Genomic DNA, 20,538 nt, shown 5'->3' with positions numbered 1-20,538 from the left:
TCGCGTATTTTCACTTAGTGAGAACGTTTACATTCAAGTTATTTCATTATACAATAATTTATTGCTTTCTGCCCTGATAAACGACGCCGTCATTGTTGCGGTAGCGCTCTGTCGCTTCCTTAATAATTTCATTTCCGCCTTTTTTCTTCCATTCCTCGATTACCTTTGGCCAGTCGGATACAGGAGCCTTGCCGTAAATAATTTTAATAATGTTATCTACGATAAACTTCGAAGCAGTGTCGCCGCCAGCTGCCAGATCTGGATATTTGTTATAGCTCTCAAGGTTTGGATTAAAGACGATTGTGCCTACCCCTTCTTTGGAAAGGATATTGTCAAAGCCAGCAATGAGGTCCGGGCCATCCGGGTTAAGCTCAACGAACTTCTTATTATAGGTCAGCTCATGCACGAACCATAGCTGTGATTGGCGGAAGCCTTGCTCATCCACGCCGCCTTCTGTCTCAGGAAGCTTGTAGTTGATTTTGTCGCCTTCCTTCGTATAATTCTCACCTTCGATCCCGAAAGTAAAGAACATATCCGCTTCTTCTGTCAGCATCCAGTCAAAAAACTTAATAATTTCAATTGCTTTTTCTTTAGGTACTTTGCTGTTGATAAAATATGTTGTGGAGATTGGCGATGCCAGCAAATGTCCGCCTGCGCCTTCATAGCCTGATGGTGAAGGCACAATATCGATTTTAGCATTTGGATCCGCTTCTCTTGCTTTTGATCTCCAGTTGAGCAAACCATCTGCATTGGAAGTCCACATGCCTGCCTTGCCCGCTGATAGATTGCGATTGTAGTCCGCTTGCGTTACCGATGCAAAGTCAGCTGGAATGAGGCCTTCGTCGTACATCGTTTTATACGCTTCCAAAGCTTTCGTCATGTTCTCGACATCGAAGAATTTCGGCAATACTTCATCTCCGACAACTTCCAGCTGGTAAGGCATAACATCATAAGCGCCGAAGAACGTGTCCGCATATTTGAAATTCTCACGGTACTGGTACGGATTCTCTACGCCAAGCTTCTTGAATGCGCGCAGTACGTCCATATACTCATCAACCGTTTTTGGAAGCGGCAGTCCCGTCTTCTCCAGCAAATCCATTCTTAGGAAAGTAGCACGTCTAGCCGGATTTTCCAGCCAGGAAGGAATACCATAAATTTTGCCATCATGCTTCACGTACTCCCAGGCATCCTCTGTCACTTGTGCCATCAGGTTAGGCGCATGCTCTTTGAGCAAGTCATCCAGCGGCATGAACACGCCTGCTTCAACCGAGCCGGACATGGACGGTGTAGTAGGGCCTCCACGTAAATTGCCCACTACATCAGGAACGGTGTTGCCGGCAAAAATCAGGCTCATCTTCTGATCAAATTCCTTGTGCGGAATCGGAATAATATCAAGGTCTGTGTTCGTCAGCTTTTCAAGCTCCAGCACCCACTTGTCCTTGTTAATATCCGCTGAAGATTCGAAATACTTATTTCCGCCTGTTGAGAAAGAGATTGAAAATTTGGTAGGCTCTTTCTTCTGATCAGTAGCCTCCGGACTAGGGTTGCTTGACTCAGACGGATTGTTGCTTGCCGCCGGCTTAGGATCGGCTTTGCCGCCGCAGCCTGCCAGCAATGTCGCAGACAGCACCGCTGTAAGCGCAATACTCGTTATCTTTTTCATACGATCTCCCTTTCTTATTGTGCAAATAGTGTAAGAGCGCTGCTCTTGTTACTAGATTAAATTAATCCTATTTTTAGCGGTATTGGTAAAATTATTATCTATCTGTGTTCTTTTACGATTTTATAGATCCTATTAACATCCCTTTGATGAAATACTTTTGCAGAAACGGATAGACCAGCATAATAGGCAGTGTTGCCACCACAATAACAGCCATCTTCATCCCCTCAGGCGAAATATTAAGCAGCGAATTGAACGTGTCCATTTCTCCGAACTGATCGGTAATTACGATCTCCCTGAGCCGCACTTGAAGCGGATACAATGCACGTGTATTGATATAGTATAATGCGGATGAATACGAGTTCCAATGAATGACGGAATAAAATAATCCCATCGTCGCCATAACCGGTTTAGACAGCGGCAATATAATGCTCCATATTAGGCGCAGCTCGCCGCAGCCGTCAATTCTTCCCGAATCGACAAGCTCGTTAGGCAAATTCAAGAAAAAGGATCGCATAATGAACAAATTGTACGCGCTGATCGCACTAGGAATAATAAGTGCCCATAAGGAATCGAGCAGCCCCAGTGAACGTACGAGCAGATAATTCGGAATAAGCGGAGCGCTAAAAATAAACGTAATCAGCGCCATCAGCAAAATGTATTTTCTGCCGATATATTCAGGGCGCGATAACGGATAGGCAAGACTCGCCGTTGCAATCAAATTGACGAATGTTCCACCTACCGTTACAATGACGCTTACGACAAACGCACGCCATACCGAGGAATCCTGCACAACAACTGCATAATTGTCCCATGTAAATTGGACAGGCAGTATGCCGACCTTGCCTGCATTGATCGCAAGATCACTGCTCAGCGACTGGGCGACAATATGCAGCAGCGGCAGCACCATACCTAATGAAATGATCGTTAAGAAGATGTAATTGAAAACTTGAAATACTTTTTCACCACTTGTCAACTTTTGCATCTATTGTTCACCTGCCTTAGTAGAGAGATTCGCCGGTTGTTTTCTTGCTCAGCATGTTGCCGATCATAACAAGGGCAAGCCCGATAATGGATTTGAACAGCCCAATTGCTGTTGTAAAGCTGTATTGCTTATCTAATAGACCTGCTCGATAAATATACGTATCCAATATCTCACCATTGGATGAGTTCAAGGAATTCAAAAATACATAGACACGCTCAAAGCCAAGATCAAGGAAGTTGCCGATGTTTAGCAGGAATAAAATAACGATAGTCGGTAAAATAGACGGAATCGTAATTGCAATTGTTTGCTTCCAGCGGTTCGCACCATCGATTCTTGCTGCCTCATACATTTCTGGATTTATTCCAGCCAAAGCAGCTAAATAAATAATGGTACCCCAGCCTGATTCCTTCCAAATGCCGGAGCTAACAATAATCGACCGAATATAGGATTCTTCACCAAGAAAATAGATTTTACTTAAACCAATCGCTTCCATTATTTTGTTAACAACGCCGGTAGTAGGAGACAGAAGACCGATTGCGATCCCCCCGATAATGACCCAGGATAGAAAATGCGGCATATACACAACGGTTTGCAGCAATCGCTTATAAAAAATTAGCCGGACTTCATTTAATAACAGTGCTAAAATAATTGGAATCGGGAAAGCAAATACTAGATTGTACAAGCCTATTAATACGGTATTTACGAAAATTTGCATAAACTCGTCATACTCAAACATGCGTTGGAAATGCTCCAGCCCTGCCCATGGGCTGTTCATAAGTCCTTTGAACAAATTATAGTTTTGGAAAGCCATTACACTTCCGCCAAGCGGAATATATTTGAACACGATAAAATAAAGAATGCCGGGAATCGATATAAAATAAATAGCTTTGTATTTACGGAATATCGTCCACATTTCCCGCCTTGTACGAGCGTACTTAATGCGATCTGATGCTTGAATTTTACTAGCCATGGCTGCCTCCTAATTGAAAGAATTGATGCCTACCGTATTCAGCCAGCGCTTGGCAATCAAAGCGTGGCCGGCCAATGTAGGATGTACGCCGTCCGGCGCTAATTGCTCGTATGATGCCTTGTTAGCTGCTTCTGCGAATGCATCGTCAAGCTGCACTAGCGGAATCCGGTATTCCTCTGCCAAGCGATGAATGACAGCGATTTTGCCATCCAAGTCCCCTCTCCATGATCGGCGATCCTCTGGAACTGGAAGTACAAAAGGCTCGATTAGTATGATGCGCGCTTGAAGCTGCTTTTGGGTGCGTTCCAAAATATCACGGTAGCCAGCCTCGAATTGCTCCGCTGTCGTTGGATCATTGCGGTCGAATCTGCGCCACGTATCGTTAATTCCGATATATATCGATACAATTGTTGGCGATAGATCAATGCAATCGCTTTGCCAGCGTTCCTGTAAATTACCGATACGGTTTCCATTAATGCCTTTGTAACGTAAGCTTCTTCTCAGGATGCAGCCCCGCGATATGTGCAGCCGTTAAAAATGCATAGCCTCTTCCCAAATCAGCTGCATCTGTTTTATCGCGTTTGCAATCTGTTATGCTGTCGCCGATAAACAATATGACCTCATGATCATGAATCTCCATCATTCTTCTTCCCTTCCAGCGGAATAACCATGTTCCAGGTCTCCGTGCAATCATGAAATCCGTTGCTGCCATCTGAAGTAGCCGCGAAAAGATGTGTCGGCTCGCCATTCTCAAAATAGAGAAATGGCCTTTCCAAATTTCCCATTAGCCGCGTGCTGCCATCATCCCATTCGATCAAACGAGAATATGCTCGTTCTTTGTCGTCGATAAACCAATGAACGCCATCTGCAGATTTGGCGTGTACGCCGCTATATTTCTCGCCGCATATACTTCCGTCCATATCTTTGGCAATCATCTCAAATCCATTGCCCGACTTCCAAATAAATGGATCCTCAATATGATATTGCGGAGGAAAGATCGGCTCCTCACTAATGGTGCGATAAGGTCCTCCATAATGCGGCGCCTTTGCTACTCCGATCGTCATTTTGCCATGACGGTTGCCTTCGTATCGGCGCGCCTTGTAGATTAACAGCACCGAGCCATCCTCCTGAATGCACGGCGCCGGATTCGAGGTCAAATAGCTGTCGAACTTGCCTGGCCGGACATCCAAAATCGGCTGATCGCTTCGCTCCCAAGGTCCATAGATACTGGATGAAGTGGCTATTCCGATTCGTTTATTGGAACGGGCTACTATCGTAAGCGGATCATCTAGCTTGAGCGAGGCGTCTGGCTCTGGCAATGGATGAGTTGTCCCCATGTAAAAGAGAACATATTTATCGTTGTACTTGACGATATGCGGATTATGAGTGCTGCGTCCGTCCCAATACTCAGCTCCCCGCGCAGGCAGTACAGTTTCCTCATACACATACGGCCCTTCAATCGTATCCGATGCTGCGCGAACAATTTCAGAGGCGACAAGCCAGCCGGGATGCATAGGCAGGCTTGTCGGCCAGCGCGATGCAAACATATGATAGCGGCCATCCTCGCCCCGTATAACCGAACCGCACCACACCCAATAGCCTTCCATTCGAAAACCGCCATTTACAGGCGCCGGTTCAAAGCGAAACATGCTGCATCTCCTCCTTCTTTACCTGCTTCAAAGCAACGGCTGCCAAATTCAGTAAATACTGTCCAGGAATATGCACAGGCCGAATCGTAAGTGTATAGATGCCGGGCTCATGGAATTGAATAGTGCCAATGTCCTCTTGGCGGAATTCGTAGGCACCGCCAGTGTTGGTTGTAACGGCGGTCAATTGAGCTGTTTGTGCAGCAGTTTGGATGGATAATTGGTCGGCTGACCGTTCAGCGGTTCGTTCGGCTAGTCGGTCAGCAGTTTGTTCGGCTGCTCCGAGTGGTAGCTTACCTTCTTCATGACTAGCCGACTCTTCAGTATGCTGACCCGTTGCTTTACCAGCTGTACTTTCTGCTGTTTGCCTCACTATTTCCAGACAATATTTTGCGCCTGCATTTTCCTCATCAGCCCCATAGTTGACTTGAACTGAATAAGAACCGGGAGAGGCAACGCGAATTTGCCATGATATTTTGTCTTGTTCACTCGCCCAATTGGTTATATTTTCTCTGCCTTTCTTGCCGGTATCGAGGCGCAGCGAAGGACCTTCCAGCTTTCCATCAAAAGCAGCAAGCGTATTGGATTGAGACTCTATTAATCTTGGGATTGGATTAGCCAGCAGTTCGCCTTCAAAACGAAGTCTGATTACAACGATTTCGCCATTAGAACGTCGTTCAGACTCTGGCAGCTTAACTAGCCAGTCCTGATCATTGAGCCGCTCATACTCAAGCTCCTCCGCCGCAGCTCCGCAAAAAAGCTCCATTTTCACAATCGAATTCCTAATGCCTGGCACGATTAGTTGGCCATCACTTGGCCATTCAAATAGATGCAAATACAAAAGCTTTTCCTGCAGCTTAGCTGTGCATCTCCCCCATTGCGGCTTGCCAATCGGACTTGCCGTTGTGCCGTAAATGCTTTCGCCATTCACACTAATCCATTGACCGATTGCTTCGAGCAGCTTCGTTGATTGAGCATCAAGCTGACCACTTCCCATAGGACCTATATTCAGAACATAGTTACCGTTCATGCTAACGACATCTATCAGGTGGCGAATTAGCTCATTGGCGCTTTTCCAATTATGATCTGAGTGGCGATAGCCCCATGAGTCATTTAATGTATGGATCGATTCCCAGTCTTTTCGTGTAACCTTTACACTTAGCTGGTTGTCGCCAGGATTGCCATAATCGCCAAAACCGTCGCCACGCACCCGTTTGTTAATGAGGCAGCTTGGCTGAAGCCGATGAACAAGTTCAATAAATTGATGCCCTTGCTCATCGGAAATCTTATGTCCGCAGTCAAACCACATAATGCCAACATCGCCATACCGGGTCAGCAGCTCCTCGACTTGAGGAAATGCCTTTTCTCGCAAATACCGTTCATAGCGTTGACGCTTATCTTCATCGTCAATCCATGTGTCAAGCGAATCCCACGCGCCGATATTGCCCGGGTAATCAAGCGTATTGCCTTGCGAATCAGGATGATGCCAATCCATCGCGTGCGAGTAGTAGATACAAAGCTTGATGCCTTCCTTTGCGCAGGCGTCTGCCAGCTCCTTAACAGGATCGCGTCCAGTGTTCGCCCATTTTGTAACGCTGTAATTTGAAACCTGCGAATCATACATGGCAAAGCCATCATGATGCTTCGCTGTCATAATGATGTATTTCATGCCGGCTTGCTTCGCCAGCTGTACCCAATGTTCCGCATGAAATGAGGATAAATCCATGCTTGCCGCTACTTGCTCATAGTCACGAAGCGGAATCTTGCCCCTTAACTGAATATGCTCGGCATATGTCGCTTCAACTTCTTTGCCGTTCCACTCTCCGCCCAGCACTGAGTATGGTCCCCAATGAATAAACATGCCGAGTCGCGCTTCTCTCCACCACTGCATGCGCGGATCGCACTCGTCGGTTTCATTTAGGGCAGTCTGCGGCATTTGTCTCGCATCGGCTTCTGCATTGTCGAGCAGCATATCCTCAGCTTTCATTCCGCTCACTCCTTCTGATGCTTAATATGTTTCGTGTAGTGTCCACGATTACTTTACTGACCGCTTACGAGAGTATTCACTTTGCACATTAACTTTGCTAGTTTCTTATGAACGTTGTAACTCCGTGCAAGATAACTTGGTAATTTCTTATGAGATCAGTCACTGCGTGCAAGATTGGTCTTATGACCGTGTTGTCTATCTATTGTTTCGATTAAAATCTTTAGACGTTACAATAGCTAGACAAAGGCGGACGCTATCGCTTCTCCAGCTCCAACCTTGCCCTCCGTTTTTTCTCAAATGATTATTTTTTAACGGTTGCTACGAACGCTATTCAAGCTAAAATGGCGGATTAATTTTTCTAACGGTTGCTATCGTGCTTAATTACCCAATAAACCGTTGATTTCTTCGAAAAATGGTACAATAACGCTCATGGCAACCGTTACATTTTCAAACGGGCTAAAATAATCGAAATAGCGTCAATGGCAACCGTTAGCGCAATTTTAACAAATTAAGACGCTGTCCAAGGCTGTCGTGTTCACTAATGGTTATCACATTGAAACAACATCCTCGTATTTAAGGAGAGGTTACATTTGTTACTGGGATAGTTACTGGAATTTCAGCAATTACAGTAGATTCATCAGTTTCAGTAATCCATCAGCTAAAGCTATTCCAGCAGGTAGACCAGTTTCATAAGTTCCATCAATTTCAGCAGTTCAGCAATTCCATCAGTCGCAACGGTTTCATCAGAAGCAGTATCATCGGAAGTAGTCATAGTCGTAAAAGTAGCTATTTAGGTACAAAAAAAAGAATTCGCTCTCCTGAATGTAATGAACCGACAAGCTTGCAGTCTATCAGTCGTTACATTCATTATAGGAGAACGAATTCGTCATCAAGTAGAGTGATAATTAAGATGGGTATGTGCTTTTTTATGAATTTATTTTTTATTTATTTATGAATTCCATGTAAGCCAGCAGACGCATAGCAACTAGCGCAAATTCCCCGCGATTCATATGGTTTTTTGCCATGAACGGATTTGCAGCATCGCTGCCCAGCACATTGATTGCACCAAGCTGGCACACTGCATCTTTAGCCCATGAAGCCGCGTTCTGACCGCTAGCACAGGCTGCATTAGATGCGGCGGGCTGCTCGATTTGATTCATTTTTTCCATCAGCAGCAGCGCGCGATGTAAAATAACAGCTGCTTCTTCCTGGGTAACGGCTTGATTTGGCCTGAAATCACCATTGCTGTAGCCTTGGATCAGGTTATGGGATGCAGCAGCGGCTACATCGCCCGCATACCATGCTTGGTCAGCTACATCTGCAAACGACAAGCTGTTTTCACTCATCTTAAGATTGAGCATGCGTACGACAAGCGCTGCCAGCTGCGCACGAGTCACAGCATGATCCGGGGCGAATATATTTTCTGACTTGCCTTGCAGTATTCCTTTGTTCGCAAGTAATCTAATCGCTTGCTCATCGCGATGACCTGCAAGATCGGCAAATGTTTTATTCTGTGTGATTAGCATGTAATTATTGCTGTCCGCACGACTAATCCGTACCTGCCAGCCTTTATCCGTCTTTTCAAATATAGCCGGTCTAAACTTAATCACGTTCGCGGCCGAATCAAATGCTGCAATTGTCGAATTAGATGGATCCAGTGCAATATCGCCAAGCAAGATTGTAAGACTTCCGTTATCTAACAAATCGATACTGCGACCGTCAGAAGAAGCGCTGAATTGTACAAGCAGCAAGCTTCTATTAGAAGTGAATTGATTTGCGGCCGCAAATGCCGACATCTGCTCTTGAACAGCAGCGGATACTTCTTGAATACGAAGCTGATAAATAATATTATCCGATTGCATTTCATTTGCAGCTCGCTGCAATGCACGGCTGTCGATTGGCAGCTCTACTGCACCAAACGGCGTTATGGCTTGAATACGCGGCTGGGCAACTCTTTCTTGCAAATACTTAACGACTGCTGAAGAAAGCTCAATGATTAAGTTACCTTTATCAGCTGACGCATCGATAGATAAAGTGCCTTCAACCAAATGCTTTTTGGCATATGCTTCAATTGCTTCTTGATTTAATGTGAGCGTAGTCTCATAATCGCCTTGCTTGCGGGCGATGCCTTGCGGTTCTGTAACGACATACGAGCCACCGTTGCCGCCATGATGCCCCCCTTCAGTTATGCCATCCGGATTATCAAGAGAGCCTCCTCCTACTGCCTTTTTCGCCATTTTGATTTCAGTCGCTGCATAGCTGATTTGCAGCTTTTCAGCCAGCTGCTGTACATATAAGCTTTCCGGGCCATTCACGCTAGTGGTTGCATATTCCCAATAGCCATTGCTGCGCGGGCGCGGATCATACTCGTTAGGAACGAGCGCTTCAACCACTTTCCCAATATTATGAGGCTCATGTCCGATTACATAGTTTTGCGCGGTTGGCGGCTGCTGCGATACTAATCCGCCCTTCGTATTCCACGATACATAATTGGCGCCTGACCAGCCATGCCCGCTTCCAAGCCACGCACGATCGCGAATGTTGATTCTCGCATCGACGTTGTCGAATAATCCGCCAACAGACCAGCGGTGATGGGGCTCACTTGTATTGTATTCTTTTACTGCCAGGCTATCGTATACAACGTTAGGTCCTTGTACGCGGCTGTCGTACACAAATGCATGTCTAGACGTTTCTGCATAAATACGCTGTACAAAGTTAAGCTGTCCTTGAATAAATAAGCTGTACCTGCGGCCGCCGGTAATAATGCTGACCATGTCGTATACTTCCGCATCCTGTACCGTGACCCATTTTGCTTCGCGCCCAATTTGGACTAGCGCGTAAGATAGATGGTGACCAGAAACATTGCGCACCCATGCATTCTTTACAGCATTCAGCATAACAAAACGTTCCGCATGATCTTCATCGGCAAAATAAGGCTCATCTAAAAACTCGTTGTCCATTTGAGTATCTGTAATGGAAGGATCATATTCGGATACGGCGCTAATCTTTTCGATACCGATATTTTCGATCCGATTTACATCCGTATACTTATAAAGCTGTCCGCCTCCCCACTTGCGTTCAATCGCATTAGCAAGCGGTGCATCAATCGTAATCGTGTTGCCTTCTATCTTTGTTATAACTCGATCAAAATCAAGATTGAACGGCGTCCATTGCAGTGTTCCGCTCGTTGTGCCCGGGCGCATATAAATATGATCCATACCTATTTCGTGAATCCAATCTTCATTACCCTGACGTCTTATCATAACGGTATCGCCAACCTGATATTGGCTTGCATCCTCTACACGGAAAACAGTTGCGCCAGATGGCACATACAAATTGCTAATCTCAGTCTTAGTATTTTCAACTAACACTGGAGCAGATTTAGGGCCTACTTCAATCAGATTTCTCCGACTGGTTCCTGTCCCCAGCAAAATCGTGCCATCCTCGTCCTCACCCATTCCACGCAGCACGACGCCACTTTGATTAATATAAAGCGTGCTCGCAATTTCAAACGTTCCTACCTTCAGAACAACAGCACCGCGGAAGCCATTCGCATCAAGCGGCATAGCCGATACTTGATCGATGGCTGCTTGAATGCGGGCCGTATCATCCCCAGGTCCTGGCTCAACGACTACCTTCGCCTGTACATCTGGCAACGCTGTACCTCCAAGCCCCTTATATCCTACATTGGAAAAGTCAATAATTTGATTGCCTTTGAAGTCTGGCACATACTCCAGCTTATCAGCACTGTTCAAATAAGCGATTTTGCTTTGACCCGCCGGTACATCTCCTGCCTCCATAACGGTAAAATAAAAGGAATCATATACGGGCTGCAATGCCGGATTATTGTTTTCGCTGTTCGGCTCGATCGTCAAGCGAATTTCATAGCTGCCTTTCTCCGTAACATTTCCAGGTATTGCAATCGTATGATTCGTTGTCCCCTTCGTTAACTGAATGTCATCTATTGCAATATTGACAGGCGCACCATCACGCAGCAGCTGTGCATGAAGTATCCCATTAACATTCGACTGAACCGAAACGACCGGATACTGTGCACCAGGCGCAATAACGGCTGGCTCTCCAATTTCGACCGCCATCGTTGGATGCGTCAACGACGTGTTAGCAACGATGGCTTCCTTCAAAAACTTCTCCTCATCCTCAACCACCACCCAAAAATCTGGTGTCATCAGTATTTGATCGCCTACCAATATATAGGCATATACACGATTGGCTCCTGATTTTAAAGCTGTAACTGTTCCTGACTGGCTAATCGATATTGAGCCTGAAGAACCTACGAATGACCTTCTTACACCTGTCAGCTCATCCTCCTGTCCTCCTGCAAGCTTGCCCTTCAGCTGCAAGTCAAAGGCCTGCCCCTTTTGCAGTACAACTTGCTCATTTAAAGCGTAAGGAGTCCCATCCTCCTTAACCAAATAAATGCTCTCCAAATCTTGCGGAGCCGGTACTACGCCTGTTGTATGATACACTTCAAATTCCGCCACCTGAAAATTTGATGTAGCTGCGAGATCGACATTCAGCTTAATATGCGATCCGGACACAGCATCGAAAATGACATCCTCAATGCCTTGAATCGGTCTGACATTGCGGTCCCGGACTAACGCCTCCTGCCAGTTCACGCCATCATTCGAATATAAAATTTGATACTTGTCAATTGCTCCGGCATTAAAAGTAATAACAATATGATTGAACGTAACGGTTTGCCCCAAATCAACGCTCATCCAAACATTTTTATCATCTTCGCGGTCTGTTTTTTGCGGCTGCCAAACCGTCGTAGCATTTCCGTCAAAAGCATATTCCGCCTTTGCCGATGACAAATCGCTGCTTCGCTTCACATTCGTTTGCCCCAGCACCAAATTGCCCGTCAGCGGTTCCGGTTGCGGTTCAGGTTCGCCTGTGCCAGGCTCTTCTGATTCCGTTAAAAAGGCTTGCAGCTCATAATACTGAGTATCATTCGGGGCACTTCCCACGTTAGTGTTCGGAACCATTGAAAAATCAACTCGCATATACAGAGCTGTCACCTCATCAAAAGCAGCTGCAATTGTCTTCGCAGTGCTGCTTGAGCCGGAATAGGCTTGGTCATAGGCAACATTCCAATCTTCGCCGTTACTGGAATATTGGATTTTAATATTTGATATATACCTGTCCCTGTTTACATGAATGCTCACCTTATCGAATTTCTTTGGAGCCTCAAGCTTAACCGCAATCCAAACATTCAGATCATCCAATCGATCCGAAGCAAGTGCAGACCAGTAAGATTCCGTACCTGCACTTAATATATTAGCCGCCCTTCCATTTGAAGTGTCGCTGCTCTTATCGTGAATGGTCGCCCCTTCCAATACATTTACTGGTGAAGCTGAGCTTGCTGATCCCTCCTCTGCTGCAGCAGCTTGACTGGAAAAACCTGCTGATACAAGCTGTCCTGCTATTAAAAAAACGAGACAAATCACAAAAAACTTTGATCGGTAACTCTGCAAAATAAAGCACATCCTTTCCTAGTATTTTGGAATCGCTTTCAACCCTACTTTAAATTGTAGACACAACCTGTTATGCAGTATATGGAATAACTTACGGTCCACCTGTTGTAACTTACGCTAAAGAGATCTCAACTATCGTGTTAGGCAGTGCCGCGTTCAATATGTCTACCAATCTATTTTCAACAGATAAATAAGTGTTTAAGACATTTCATACTCGTGAGGATATGATAAAATTGATAGAATGACAGCTTATAAACTACAGGAGATGATATAACGTGGCCAAGTTTTTATTTTTAACCGATACTCATATCGGCGCTTCGCCAATTGGTTTTCATCAGCAGCCGGCATACCCGGAGCATATGGAGCAGCTTATACAGGAAATTAAAAAACTGGCAGAGCAAGGGGAAATTGATTTTGTGCTGCATGGCGGCGATATGGTGGACAAATGTACAGAAGAAACATTAAAGGAAGCTGCACGCCTGTTCGATTTGCCTGTTCCTGTCTATCTTTCACTTGGCAATCATGATCTTGATTGCGAGGATGCGCTGGATAAATGGCTTCGTATTACACCGCAATTTTTTATCGGCAACAAACCGCAGTATACGATCGATGGTGGGGACTGCTTCATTCATGTCGTTCCTAATCAATGGGAGCCCGGCTATTCCTACTATTGGAAAAGCGCGCAAGATGTATTTTTTGAAGAGGATCAGTTGCTGCAATTGGATTCTGCTCTTGAAAAATATAGGCATCAGCCACAGCTGCTGTCCATACATAATCCGATCTATGGCGTACCGATGGAGCAGAGCGGCAAGGATCAAATCATTCATGGTGTATCGGACGAATTTTCAAAGTTGGTGCTGGGCCGCTTGAGCCGTTTTCCTAGCATTAAAGGTGTGCTGTCAGGACATAACCACATCAATACGTTAAAGCAAACGGAGCAGGGCGTTTTTGTAACGGGCAGCGCCTTCTCTGAGACTCCTTTTGAATATAAAATTGTCGAGCTGACGCAGCACTCGCTTTCAGTCGAAACGAGGGCGCTCAGCATCCCGGTATCCTTTGAGCCTGTCTATAATGAAGAAAAAAGCTATGTTCAAGGACAAGAAAAGCATCGTGCATGCACATGGAGGTTTTAAAATGAAAATCATACAGTATAATGTGCTGGATGGATGCCAGGAGCCCGGGCGGCTTTCCCTGCTTAAAAATTGGATAGCCAATCAGCAAGCGGACATTGTAGGGTTTAATGAATTAAATGATTGGACGAAGGAATCACTGGCTGACTTTGCCGAGCAGACATACTTTTCCTATTCCTATCTGTTTGAAGACCAGCCCAGCAAATATCGCATAGGCCTTATGTCCAAAACGCCGATTGAGTATAAAGGCTGCTTAACGGAGCATTTTTGGCACGGTGTGATCCACGTCAAAACAGCAGGCATTAACATTATGATTACACATCTGTCTCCTGCCGAATCGGTGTCGAGGGAAAAAGAAGCTGCGTCAATAGCCGCTCATATGGTCAATATGCAAAACGAGCCAGCCCTGCTGATGGGAGATATGAATACATTGTCTGCTCATGACAGCAGGTATTATACGGAAGCGAATATGCTGCAGCTGCTGAATGGCAATGAAAAGCTGAGCTTGAAGTTCTGCCATCATGGAACGATCAACTATAAGCCGATGCAAATATTGCTCGATTCCGGACTAACGGATGTGGGTACGAGCCACGGCTTCCAGCATTCCGTTCCGACTCAAATGAATGAGGATGCAATGCATGCAGCCAAATTGCGGCTTGACTATGTTCTTATCAATAAAGCTCTTTTGCAGCGGAATCCTGCCGCATCCATTTGCTATGATCAAGAAACTGATCTTATCTCGGACCATTATCCGATAGTGTGCACTTGGAGCAGCTAGGCGTGCCAGTAACCCGGAAGCTTGGGGCTAATGACGAAAAGTGTGTCCGCAAAAGTAACGCTAATGACGAGAAGTGTATCTGCAAAAGTAACGCTAATGACGAGAAATGTATCTGTAAAAGTAACCCTAACGCTATTGATCGAACGTGTATCTGTAAAAGTAACCCTATCGCTATTGATCGAACGTGTAACTGTAAAAGTAACCTGGTCAGTGGTTCCGCTATTTCGCTTAAAATGCTCCATTTGGTCGACTAAAGTGACAGACGTTCCGCTATTGCACGAAAAATTCGTAAAAAAGGGCAGCAAATACGCCAATAGCGGAACGTGTGACCACGAAACTTGGAAAATAGGAGACTCGGGGTCGAATGTGGAACGTAACATATGCGAAACTTGGCAAATGATAGTTTGGGGCCGAATGTGGAACGTGTATCTACAAAACTTGGAAAATCGTAGCTTGGGGCTAATGATGAGAAGTTTATCTGCAAAGTAACCTTAACGCTATAGATCCAACGTGTATCTGTAAAAGTAACCTGGTCAGTGGTTCCGCTATTTCGCTTAAAGTACTCCATTTGGCCGACTAAAGTGACAGACGTTCCGCTATTGCACGAAAAATTCGTAAAAAAGGGCTGCAAATACGCCAATAGCGGAACGTGTGTCCGCGAAACTTGAAAAACAGCGGTTTTGGAGCAAATAGCGGAACGTGTGACCACGAAACTTGGAAAATAGGAGACTCGGGGTCGAATGTGGAACGTAACATATGCGAAACTTGGCAAATGATAGTTTGGGGCCGAATGAGGAACGCGTATCTACGAAACTTGGACCTCTGCTGTTTGAACCAATAGCGGTTCTGCTCTAGAGATGAAAAATGCTCCCCTCATGGGAGCATTTCACATTTGAGAAAACTACACAGAGAAGAATGGACAAATAGACGTGGGCAGGGTATCCACTGGAGGAGCGAAAGCGTCCGCCTTTGTCTGCGCGAAATATCCGCTAATCTGTTGATTTCAACAAAAATTTGGCGAAGACAACAGCGGCCGCAAGGGATACCCTGCTAACGAGAAATTAATTTGTCCTACTCAAATGCTTGCCTTTCACGAAAGCTTATCCATTGAACTCCGAAAGCTTAATGCTTCTGCCCGAATCAAGACGGGACTGCTCTGATGCAAAAGCGATCAAGTGACTTTGCAAGGAAGCGGTCGCAGATGTGAGTCCATGCCCCGGATTTTCCTCGAATTTGCGCACATTTTGCAGGAAGGAGCGGACCATGCGATGATCGCCGCCGCCGTGGCCGTCACCCTTCACGCTGCATTTGATTTCGATCTCTTCTCCGCTTACATAGCGGTAGAGTGTAAATGCTCCCTTATCCATATCCCCGATAATTTCGCCTTCGGTTCCCATTACCTGTACGCGGCGTGTTCCGCTTTGGGTAAGACCAGACATAATAAATGAAGCGTTGGCACCGTTCGCAAACTCCATATTAACAATTTGGTGGTCCACCACATTGTTATCGCAGCGGTACACGCAGCGTCCAAAAGGCCCTTCCTTCATCGCGCGGATAATCCCCTCTTGGGTAAGATCACTGGTCATGTAGCGCGCCCAATTATCCGCCGGCTGCTCCAGATACATTTTAATGCCAGAAAAAGCACACTCCCGCTCCACCGCACAGCCGTCGATGCAGCGTTCAGTAGATCCAGCAGGCGCATTTTCGGGCCGAAAGTGCATCAAAGAACCGAAAGAGCTTACAGTCGTACAAGGCTGATCCATTAGCCAAGAAATAATGTCAAGATCATGGCAGGATTTTGCCAAAATCATTGGGCTGGATTCCTCGGATTTGCGCCAATTGCCGCGCACATAGCTATGGGCCATATGCTGATAGCCTACATTTTCGGTAAGCTGAATCGTCGCAACCTTGCCCAGCTCACCATCCTCGATACATTTCTTAATGCCCGACCAAAACGGAGAGTAACGCAGCACATGCGTAACAACAAGCAGCCGTTTATGGCGAAGCGAGGCTTGCTCCAGCTCCACACATTCCTTAAGATCAGGAGACATCGGCTTCTCCAGCATGACATGATAGCCCAGCTTCATCGCCTTCATAGCCGGAATATAGTGCATTCTGTCCAAGGTAGCGATAATCATAACATCCGCTATCTTTCCTTGCTCGAAAGCTTTATCCCAAGAGTCGTATACAAATTGTTCATCGATGTTATGCAGCTTGGCAAAGCTCTCCCGTCGTTGTTGATCCGGCTCGGCCACTGCTACAAACTGCAGCTCGTTAGGAAACTTCTCGGCATAAGGTCCATAAATAAATCTGCCCCTGCTTCCCGCACCAAGCAGCACAGCTGTCAATTTCTTCAATGTGTTTCCCTCCAAATACATGTAGTACTATTAATTGTACTTGCGGGCAGAGAGAAGAAAAATAGATCATTGCTTACATTCCATATACAATTATTGACCTTTGCTTGATGCATGGCTGCGCATCGACCGAAAATCCTGGGGCGTCATCTCGTTTTGCTTTTTGAAAAAGCGGATAAAGGCCAGCCCTGAGTTATAGCCCAGCTTGAACGCTATTTCATTCACCTTTAGTGAGCTGTTAAGCAGCAAATCCTTGGCGATTACATTACGATAATCATTCAAATATTTCGATAAGCCTATACCGGTCATTTGCTTGTATAAACGAGACAGGTAAGAAGGATTCAAGCTGACGTGATCGGCAATGGCTGTCAAGGAAATATCGCCGGACATATTTTCTTCAATATATTTATGAACCTTATTAATGACTTCTGCAGGCAGCTCTGTCCCTTTCAGCGTTTGCCATTCCAAAAAACTGTTGGCAATTTGCCAAAAATCATCCACAAGCTCATCCCATGAGACTGAATCGCTTTGCCTGAACAGCAAATCCAAATCCATGTGCGTATTCAAATATTCGCGCAATTCATTATTTTTATGAAGATAGGACAAAAATACAGCCGATAACGAGTGATACAGCTCCATCTTGCGTTCACTTGAGGTTTCAGCAGAGCTCCATATTTGTGTAAGCTCCGAAAACAGCTGATTGAATTGCTCATGGTGATTGTTTTCCAAACAGCTGGACAGAAGCTGAATACGAGCCTGCAAATAACTGTCATTATAGCTTTTGTCGGCAGTTTCTGACTTTTTAATATCGGCATCAGTCATTATCACTTCATGAAACAAGCCATGTCCTTGCGTCAGCCCGTATTTCAGTGTATAAAACCGGTCAGAAAGCTCCTTCCACGGCACAGTTTGGCTGCCAAGCATAAAGGATACCGACAGACTTAACAGTCTGCTGCAGGTAGATTGAATCGTTTCCAGTATGCCGCTTGTGAACCGATGTGTACGGCCCCATGCTGGTGATGTATGATCAGACAGCTCTTGAGCTGCCTTCGGCTGAATAATCCATACGATCTTGCTCATTTCAAAAACAAGGGAAAAGGAGCGAACATGAGCGCTTAAGTATTCATCTCCGACATTTTGAAAAGCATAGGCTAGAAGCGCTTTGTCAGGCGCTGTGACCATTTCCTTCCAAGCATCAATTCTGCCGATCAGCAAGTATACAGGCAAATTGACATCAAGCGGAATGTCCATCTCGGCAAAGGCTTCCCGCAGCTGCTCCTCCGTAAGCTGGCGGCCCTGAAACATTCCCCACATATATTCTTTTTGCAAAGAAGGCAGCGCCTTTCTCATCTTGGACTGAGCACGTATTATCATTTGCGCCTGATCCTGTTCCTCCTCGATCTTTTTAATGGCTCTTTCTACTGCATCTACAATTTTGTCATCGCTTTCCACTTTGAGCAAATAATCAAAGGCTCCTAATGTTATAGCACTTTTCGCATAAGAAAAATCATTATAGCCGGTCAGGAAAATGACCTTGCAAGCAGGCCACTGCTTTTTAATTTCCTCTAAAAGCTCAATGCCCTCGATGCCTGTCATTTTAATATCAGACAGCACGACATCAATCCGGTACAAGGCAAGCAGCTCCAGTGCTTCCTCACCAGAATAAGCCTTCATGACTTCCAAATCCAAATGCTCGGTTTGCTCGAACAGCTCCAGCATACCGTCTACAATAACAGGCAAATCATCAACAACCAACAATCTGTACACGGCATTTCCTCCTCAGTTCATGCTCAATTCATGCTCAGCTTTATAATGACTTGCAAGCCTCCCAGCTCCGAACGTGCCAAAGTTATACCAAATCCCTCTCCATAACGAAGCTGAATTCTGCGATGCACATTGAGAAGCCCTGTCATCTCTTCCAATTGGTTTGCCCCGTAACGAATACGCTTATCAAGCGCTTCTATCTGTTCATCGGTCATGCTTTCTCCGTTATCTTCTACAAAAATATAGAATGCATCATCCGCTTGTTTACTGTGCACCCACAGCTCGCCGGCGCCAAGCATGTTACCAAGCGCGTACTTATACGCATTTTCAATAATCGGCTGCAAAATTAAGCGCGGCACTACAATCGGCCCATCTTCCGCCTCGAACAGTACATCGATCCGGTCACCGTAGCAAATCCGCTGCATCTCTACATAAGTGCGGGAATGGCTGAGCTCCTGCTCAAGCGTAATGTCATCGTCGTTATCCCTTGTAATAAATTGAAAGTATTGCCCGATATATAAACAAAATTGATAAGCCTTCTCCTTCTGCTTATCGGATTTAATCAGACGGCACAGTACAAAAAAGCAATTATATAAAAAATGAGGATTAATTTGTGATTGCAGACGCTTCAGCTCTGACCGCTGATTGCGTATTTGCTGCTCGTAATTCTCCTCTATCAGTGTTTTCAAAGATTTGACCGTATCATTAAAAGCTTGATACAAATAGCCGAATTCATCCTTGCCGCTACTGGCTACAATCGGCTCCAGCCTGTTTTGCTGAATTTTTCTGAAGGAATGAACGAGCCTCATAAGCGGACGGTAGATAAGCCTGATTAAGAAATAAGCAAAAAATAATACAATTAGCACAGCCAGCGCGCATGCCCACCAGAACAGCTTCTGATAGACCTGCAGCGAGCCCAGTATCATATGCTCTGGAATGCTCGTAATGACATAAGAGTTCCATACCGCTGAATATTTATATACCGTCAGAAAACGCTTCCCATCATAAGTTACTGTTTCATATCCCTCATGATCCTCTTTGAGCTGCTTGCTCTCCGCCAGCTGCTTCATTTGCTCATATAATCCAGTATCGTAGCCGCTTTTTATTTCCCAGCCGCGCTCCAGATTGAAGAGCGCCGTCTGTCCGCCCCGGCTGTTGCCGATTTGCGTAAGTGTCTCTTTAATTTTATTATCCGAAAGCTCTACACCGACAATATATAGCGGATCCTTCGCTTTGCCGGCAGGATACTGCATCGTAATAAATATTTTTTCATGCCAATAAGTAAACGGTTCTGTATAAAGCCTTTTGTTAGGCTGCATGGCCTCAAATTCAACCTCGTCCATAGACGGTTCGTAACCGGCGCTTAGTATCGTTCTAGAAAGCAGCGGGACATAAGCCTTTGCTTCACGAATAAAAGGACTTGAGTTTTTCATCAAATCCAGTCGGTGCTGTATATCTAATATTTTGCGCGACCTTTCGTAGGAGCTCATCTCTCCACCTGTAGCCGCAAGCTCCATCAAATCACGGTCCATCACATAAATAGGCAAATACCGGTTAATACGATCGGCTTCTTTATCTAGGGAATCCAAATAAAAGCGAGTCGTATTCATAATAGAACCGGATATTTCATTTCTTATATTTTTTGCTCCCTGTTCATTAATCATCCATGTGATCGCCATAAGCGGAAGCAAGGCTGCCAAAAAGGCAGCCATAATTTTTTTGAATATAGAGGAGTCCGTTAAAAAGAATACACTTTTCATGTCTCATTC

13 protein-coding genes are annotated in these 20,538 nt (G+C 45.4%); 2 read left to right on the top strand and 11 right to left on the bottom strand.

Going from position 1 to position 20,538, the window contains the following annotated elements; genetic code table 11:
- Positions 1-58 precede the first annotated feature (58 nt).
- From ACRRU2_RS22615 to ACRRU2_RS22580, 8 genes are all read right to left on the bottom strand, one after another.
- The gene (locus tag ACRRU2_RS22615) at positions 59-1,663 is read right to left on the bottom strand and encodes an extracellular solute-binding protein (protein WP_331698974.1); all 1,605 of its coding nucleotides are present in this window, start codon (positions 1,661-1,663) and stop codon (positions 59-61) included.
- Positions 1,664-1,775: 112 nt separating this feature from the next.
- Complete coding sequence (locus ACRRU2_RS22610) at positions 1,776-2,645, bottom strand: carbohydrate ABC transporter permease (RefSeq protein ID WP_432505199.1); 870 nt, start codon at positions 2,643-2,645, stop codon at positions 1,776-1,778.
- A gap of 16 nt (positions 2,646-2,661) precedes the next feature.
- Positions 2,662-3,615, bottom strand: coding sequence for an ABC transporter permease (locus ACRRU2_RS22605; protein WP_331698972.1), 954 nt, complete (start codon positions 3,613-3,615; stop codon positions 2,662-2,664).
- A gap of 9 nt (positions 3,616-3,624) precedes the next feature.
- Complete coding sequence (locus ACRRU2_RS22600) at positions 3,625-4,077, bottom strand: SGNH/GDSL hydrolase family protein (RefSeq protein ID WP_432505233.1); 453 nt, start codon at positions 4,075-4,077, stop codon at positions 3,625-3,627.
- Positions 4,078-4,087: 10 nt separating this feature from the next.
- Positions 4,088-4,258: a hypothetical protein gene (locus ACRRU2_RS22595; RefSeq protein ID WP_432505197.1), complete on the bottom strand. Its 171-nt coding sequence runs from the start codon at positions 4,256-4,258 to the stop codon at positions 4,088-4,090.
- A complete protein-coding gene (locus tag ACRRU2_RS22590; protein WP_432505195.1) occupies positions 4,242-5,264 on the bottom strand; it encodes a glycoside hydrolase family protein in 1,023 nt (340 codons plus the stop codon). The genes ACRRU2_RS22595 and ACRRU2_RS22590 overlap by 17 nt, the downstream gene beginning before the upstream one ends.
- Entirely contained in the window at positions 5,251-7,248 is a 1,998-nt protein-coding gene (locus tag ACRRU2_RS22585) for an alpha-L-fucosidase (protein WP_432505193.1), read from the bottom strand. The genes ACRRU2_RS22590 and ACRRU2_RS22585 overlap by 14 nt, the downstream gene beginning before the upstream one ends.
- A gap of 941 nt (positions 7,249-8,189) precedes the next feature.
- A complete protein-coding gene (locus ACRRU2_RS22580; RefSeq protein ID WP_432505191.1) occupies positions 8,190-12,743 on the bottom strand; it encodes a discoidin domain-containing protein in 4,554 nt (1,517 codons plus the stop codon).
- Between the two features lie 275 nt (positions 12,744-13,018).
- On the opposite strand from ACRRU2_RS22580, the gene ACRRU2_RS22575 reads away from it, so the two are divergent.
- Together ACRRU2_RS22575 and ACRRU2_RS22570 are read left to right on the top strand one after the other, a co-directional pair.
- Entirely contained in the window at positions 13,019-13,876 is an 858-nt protein-coding gene (locus tag ACRRU2_RS22575) for a metallophosphoesterase family protein (RefSeq protein ID WP_432505189.1), read from the top strand.
- 1 nt (position 13,877) lies between these two features.
- A complete protein-coding gene (locus tag ACRRU2_RS22570) occupies positions 13,878-14,651 on the top strand; it encodes an endonuclease/exonuclease/phosphatase family protein (protein ID WP_432505187.1) in 774 nt (257 codons plus the stop codon).
- A 1,100-nt stretch (positions 14,652-15,751) separates the two neighbouring features.
- Here the strand turns inward: ACRRU2_RS22570 and ACRRU2_RS22565 are convergent.
- From ACRRU2_RS22565 to ACRRU2_RS22555, 3 genes are all read right to left on the bottom strand, one after another.
- Positions 15,752-17,008, bottom strand: coding sequence for a Gfo/Idh/MocA family protein (locus tag ACRRU2_RS22565; protein WP_432505185.1), 1,257 nt, complete (start codon positions 17,006-17,008; stop codon positions 15,752-15,754).
- A 90-nt stretch (positions 17,009-17,098) separates the two neighbouring features.
- The gene (locus tag ACRRU2_RS22560; RefSeq protein WP_432505183.1) at positions 17,099-18,772 is read right to left on the bottom strand and encodes a response regulator transcription factor; all 1,674 of its coding nucleotides are present in this window, start codon (positions 18,770-18,772) and stop codon (positions 17,099-17,101) included.
- A gap of 23 nt (positions 18,773-18,795) precedes the next feature.
- On the bottom strand, positions 18,796-20,529 hold the full coding sequence (locus ACRRU2_RS22555; RefSeq protein ID WP_432505181.1) for a sensor histidine kinase: 1,734 nt from the start codon (positions 20,527-20,529) through the stop codon (positions 18,796-18,798).
- Between the last annotated feature and the right edge of the window lie 9 nt (positions 20,530-20,538).

Origin of the sequence: Paenibacillus sp. GXUN7292, from assembly GCF_050864975.1 — a bacterium.
Taxonomy (GTDB): domain Bacteria; phylum Bacillota; class Bacilli; order Paenibacillales; family Paenibacillaceae; genus Pristimantibacillus.
The sequence above is the reverse complement of the archived record's forward strand: the minus strand, read 5'-3'. Positions and strand labels throughout refer to the sequence as shown.

What these genes read in the sequence shown, in the direction of transcription:
- ACRRU2_RS22615 (WP_331698974.1), bottom strand. Translation starts at nt 1,663, where the DNA reads ATGAAAAAGATAACGAGTATTGCGCTTACAGCGGTGCTGTCTGCGACA.
- ACRRU2_RS22610 (WP_432505199.1), bottom strand. Translation starts at nt 2,645, where the DNA reads ATGCAAAAGTTGACAAGTGGTGAAAAAGTATTTCAAGTTTTCAATTAC.
- ACRRU2_RS22605 (WP_331698972.1), bottom strand. Translation starts at nt 3,615, where the DNA reads ATGGCTAGTAAAATTCAAGCATCAGATCGCATTAAGTACGCTCGTACA.
- ACRRU2_RS22595 (WP_432505197.1), bottom strand. Translation starts at nt 4,258, where the DNA reads ATGATGGAGATTCATGATCATGAGGTCATATTGTTTATCGGCGACAGC.
- ACRRU2_RS22590 (WP_432505195.1), bottom strand. Translation starts at nt 5,264, where the DNA reads ATGTTTCGCTTTGAACCGGCGCCTGTAAATGGCGGTTTTCGAATGGAA.
- ACRRU2_RS22585 (WP_432505193.1), bottom strand. Translation starts at nt 7,248, where the DNA reads ATGAAAGCTGAGGATATGCTGCTCGACAATGCAGAAGCCGATGCGAGA.
- ACRRU2_RS22570 (WP_432505187.1), top strand. Translation starts at nt 13,878, where the DNA reads ATGAAAATCATACAGTATAATGTGCTGGATGGATGCCAGGAGCCCGGG.
- ACRRU2_RS22555 (WP_432505181.1), bottom strand. Translation starts at nt 20,529, where the DNA reads ATGAAAAGTGTATTCTTTTTAACGGACTCCTCTATATTCAAAAAAATT.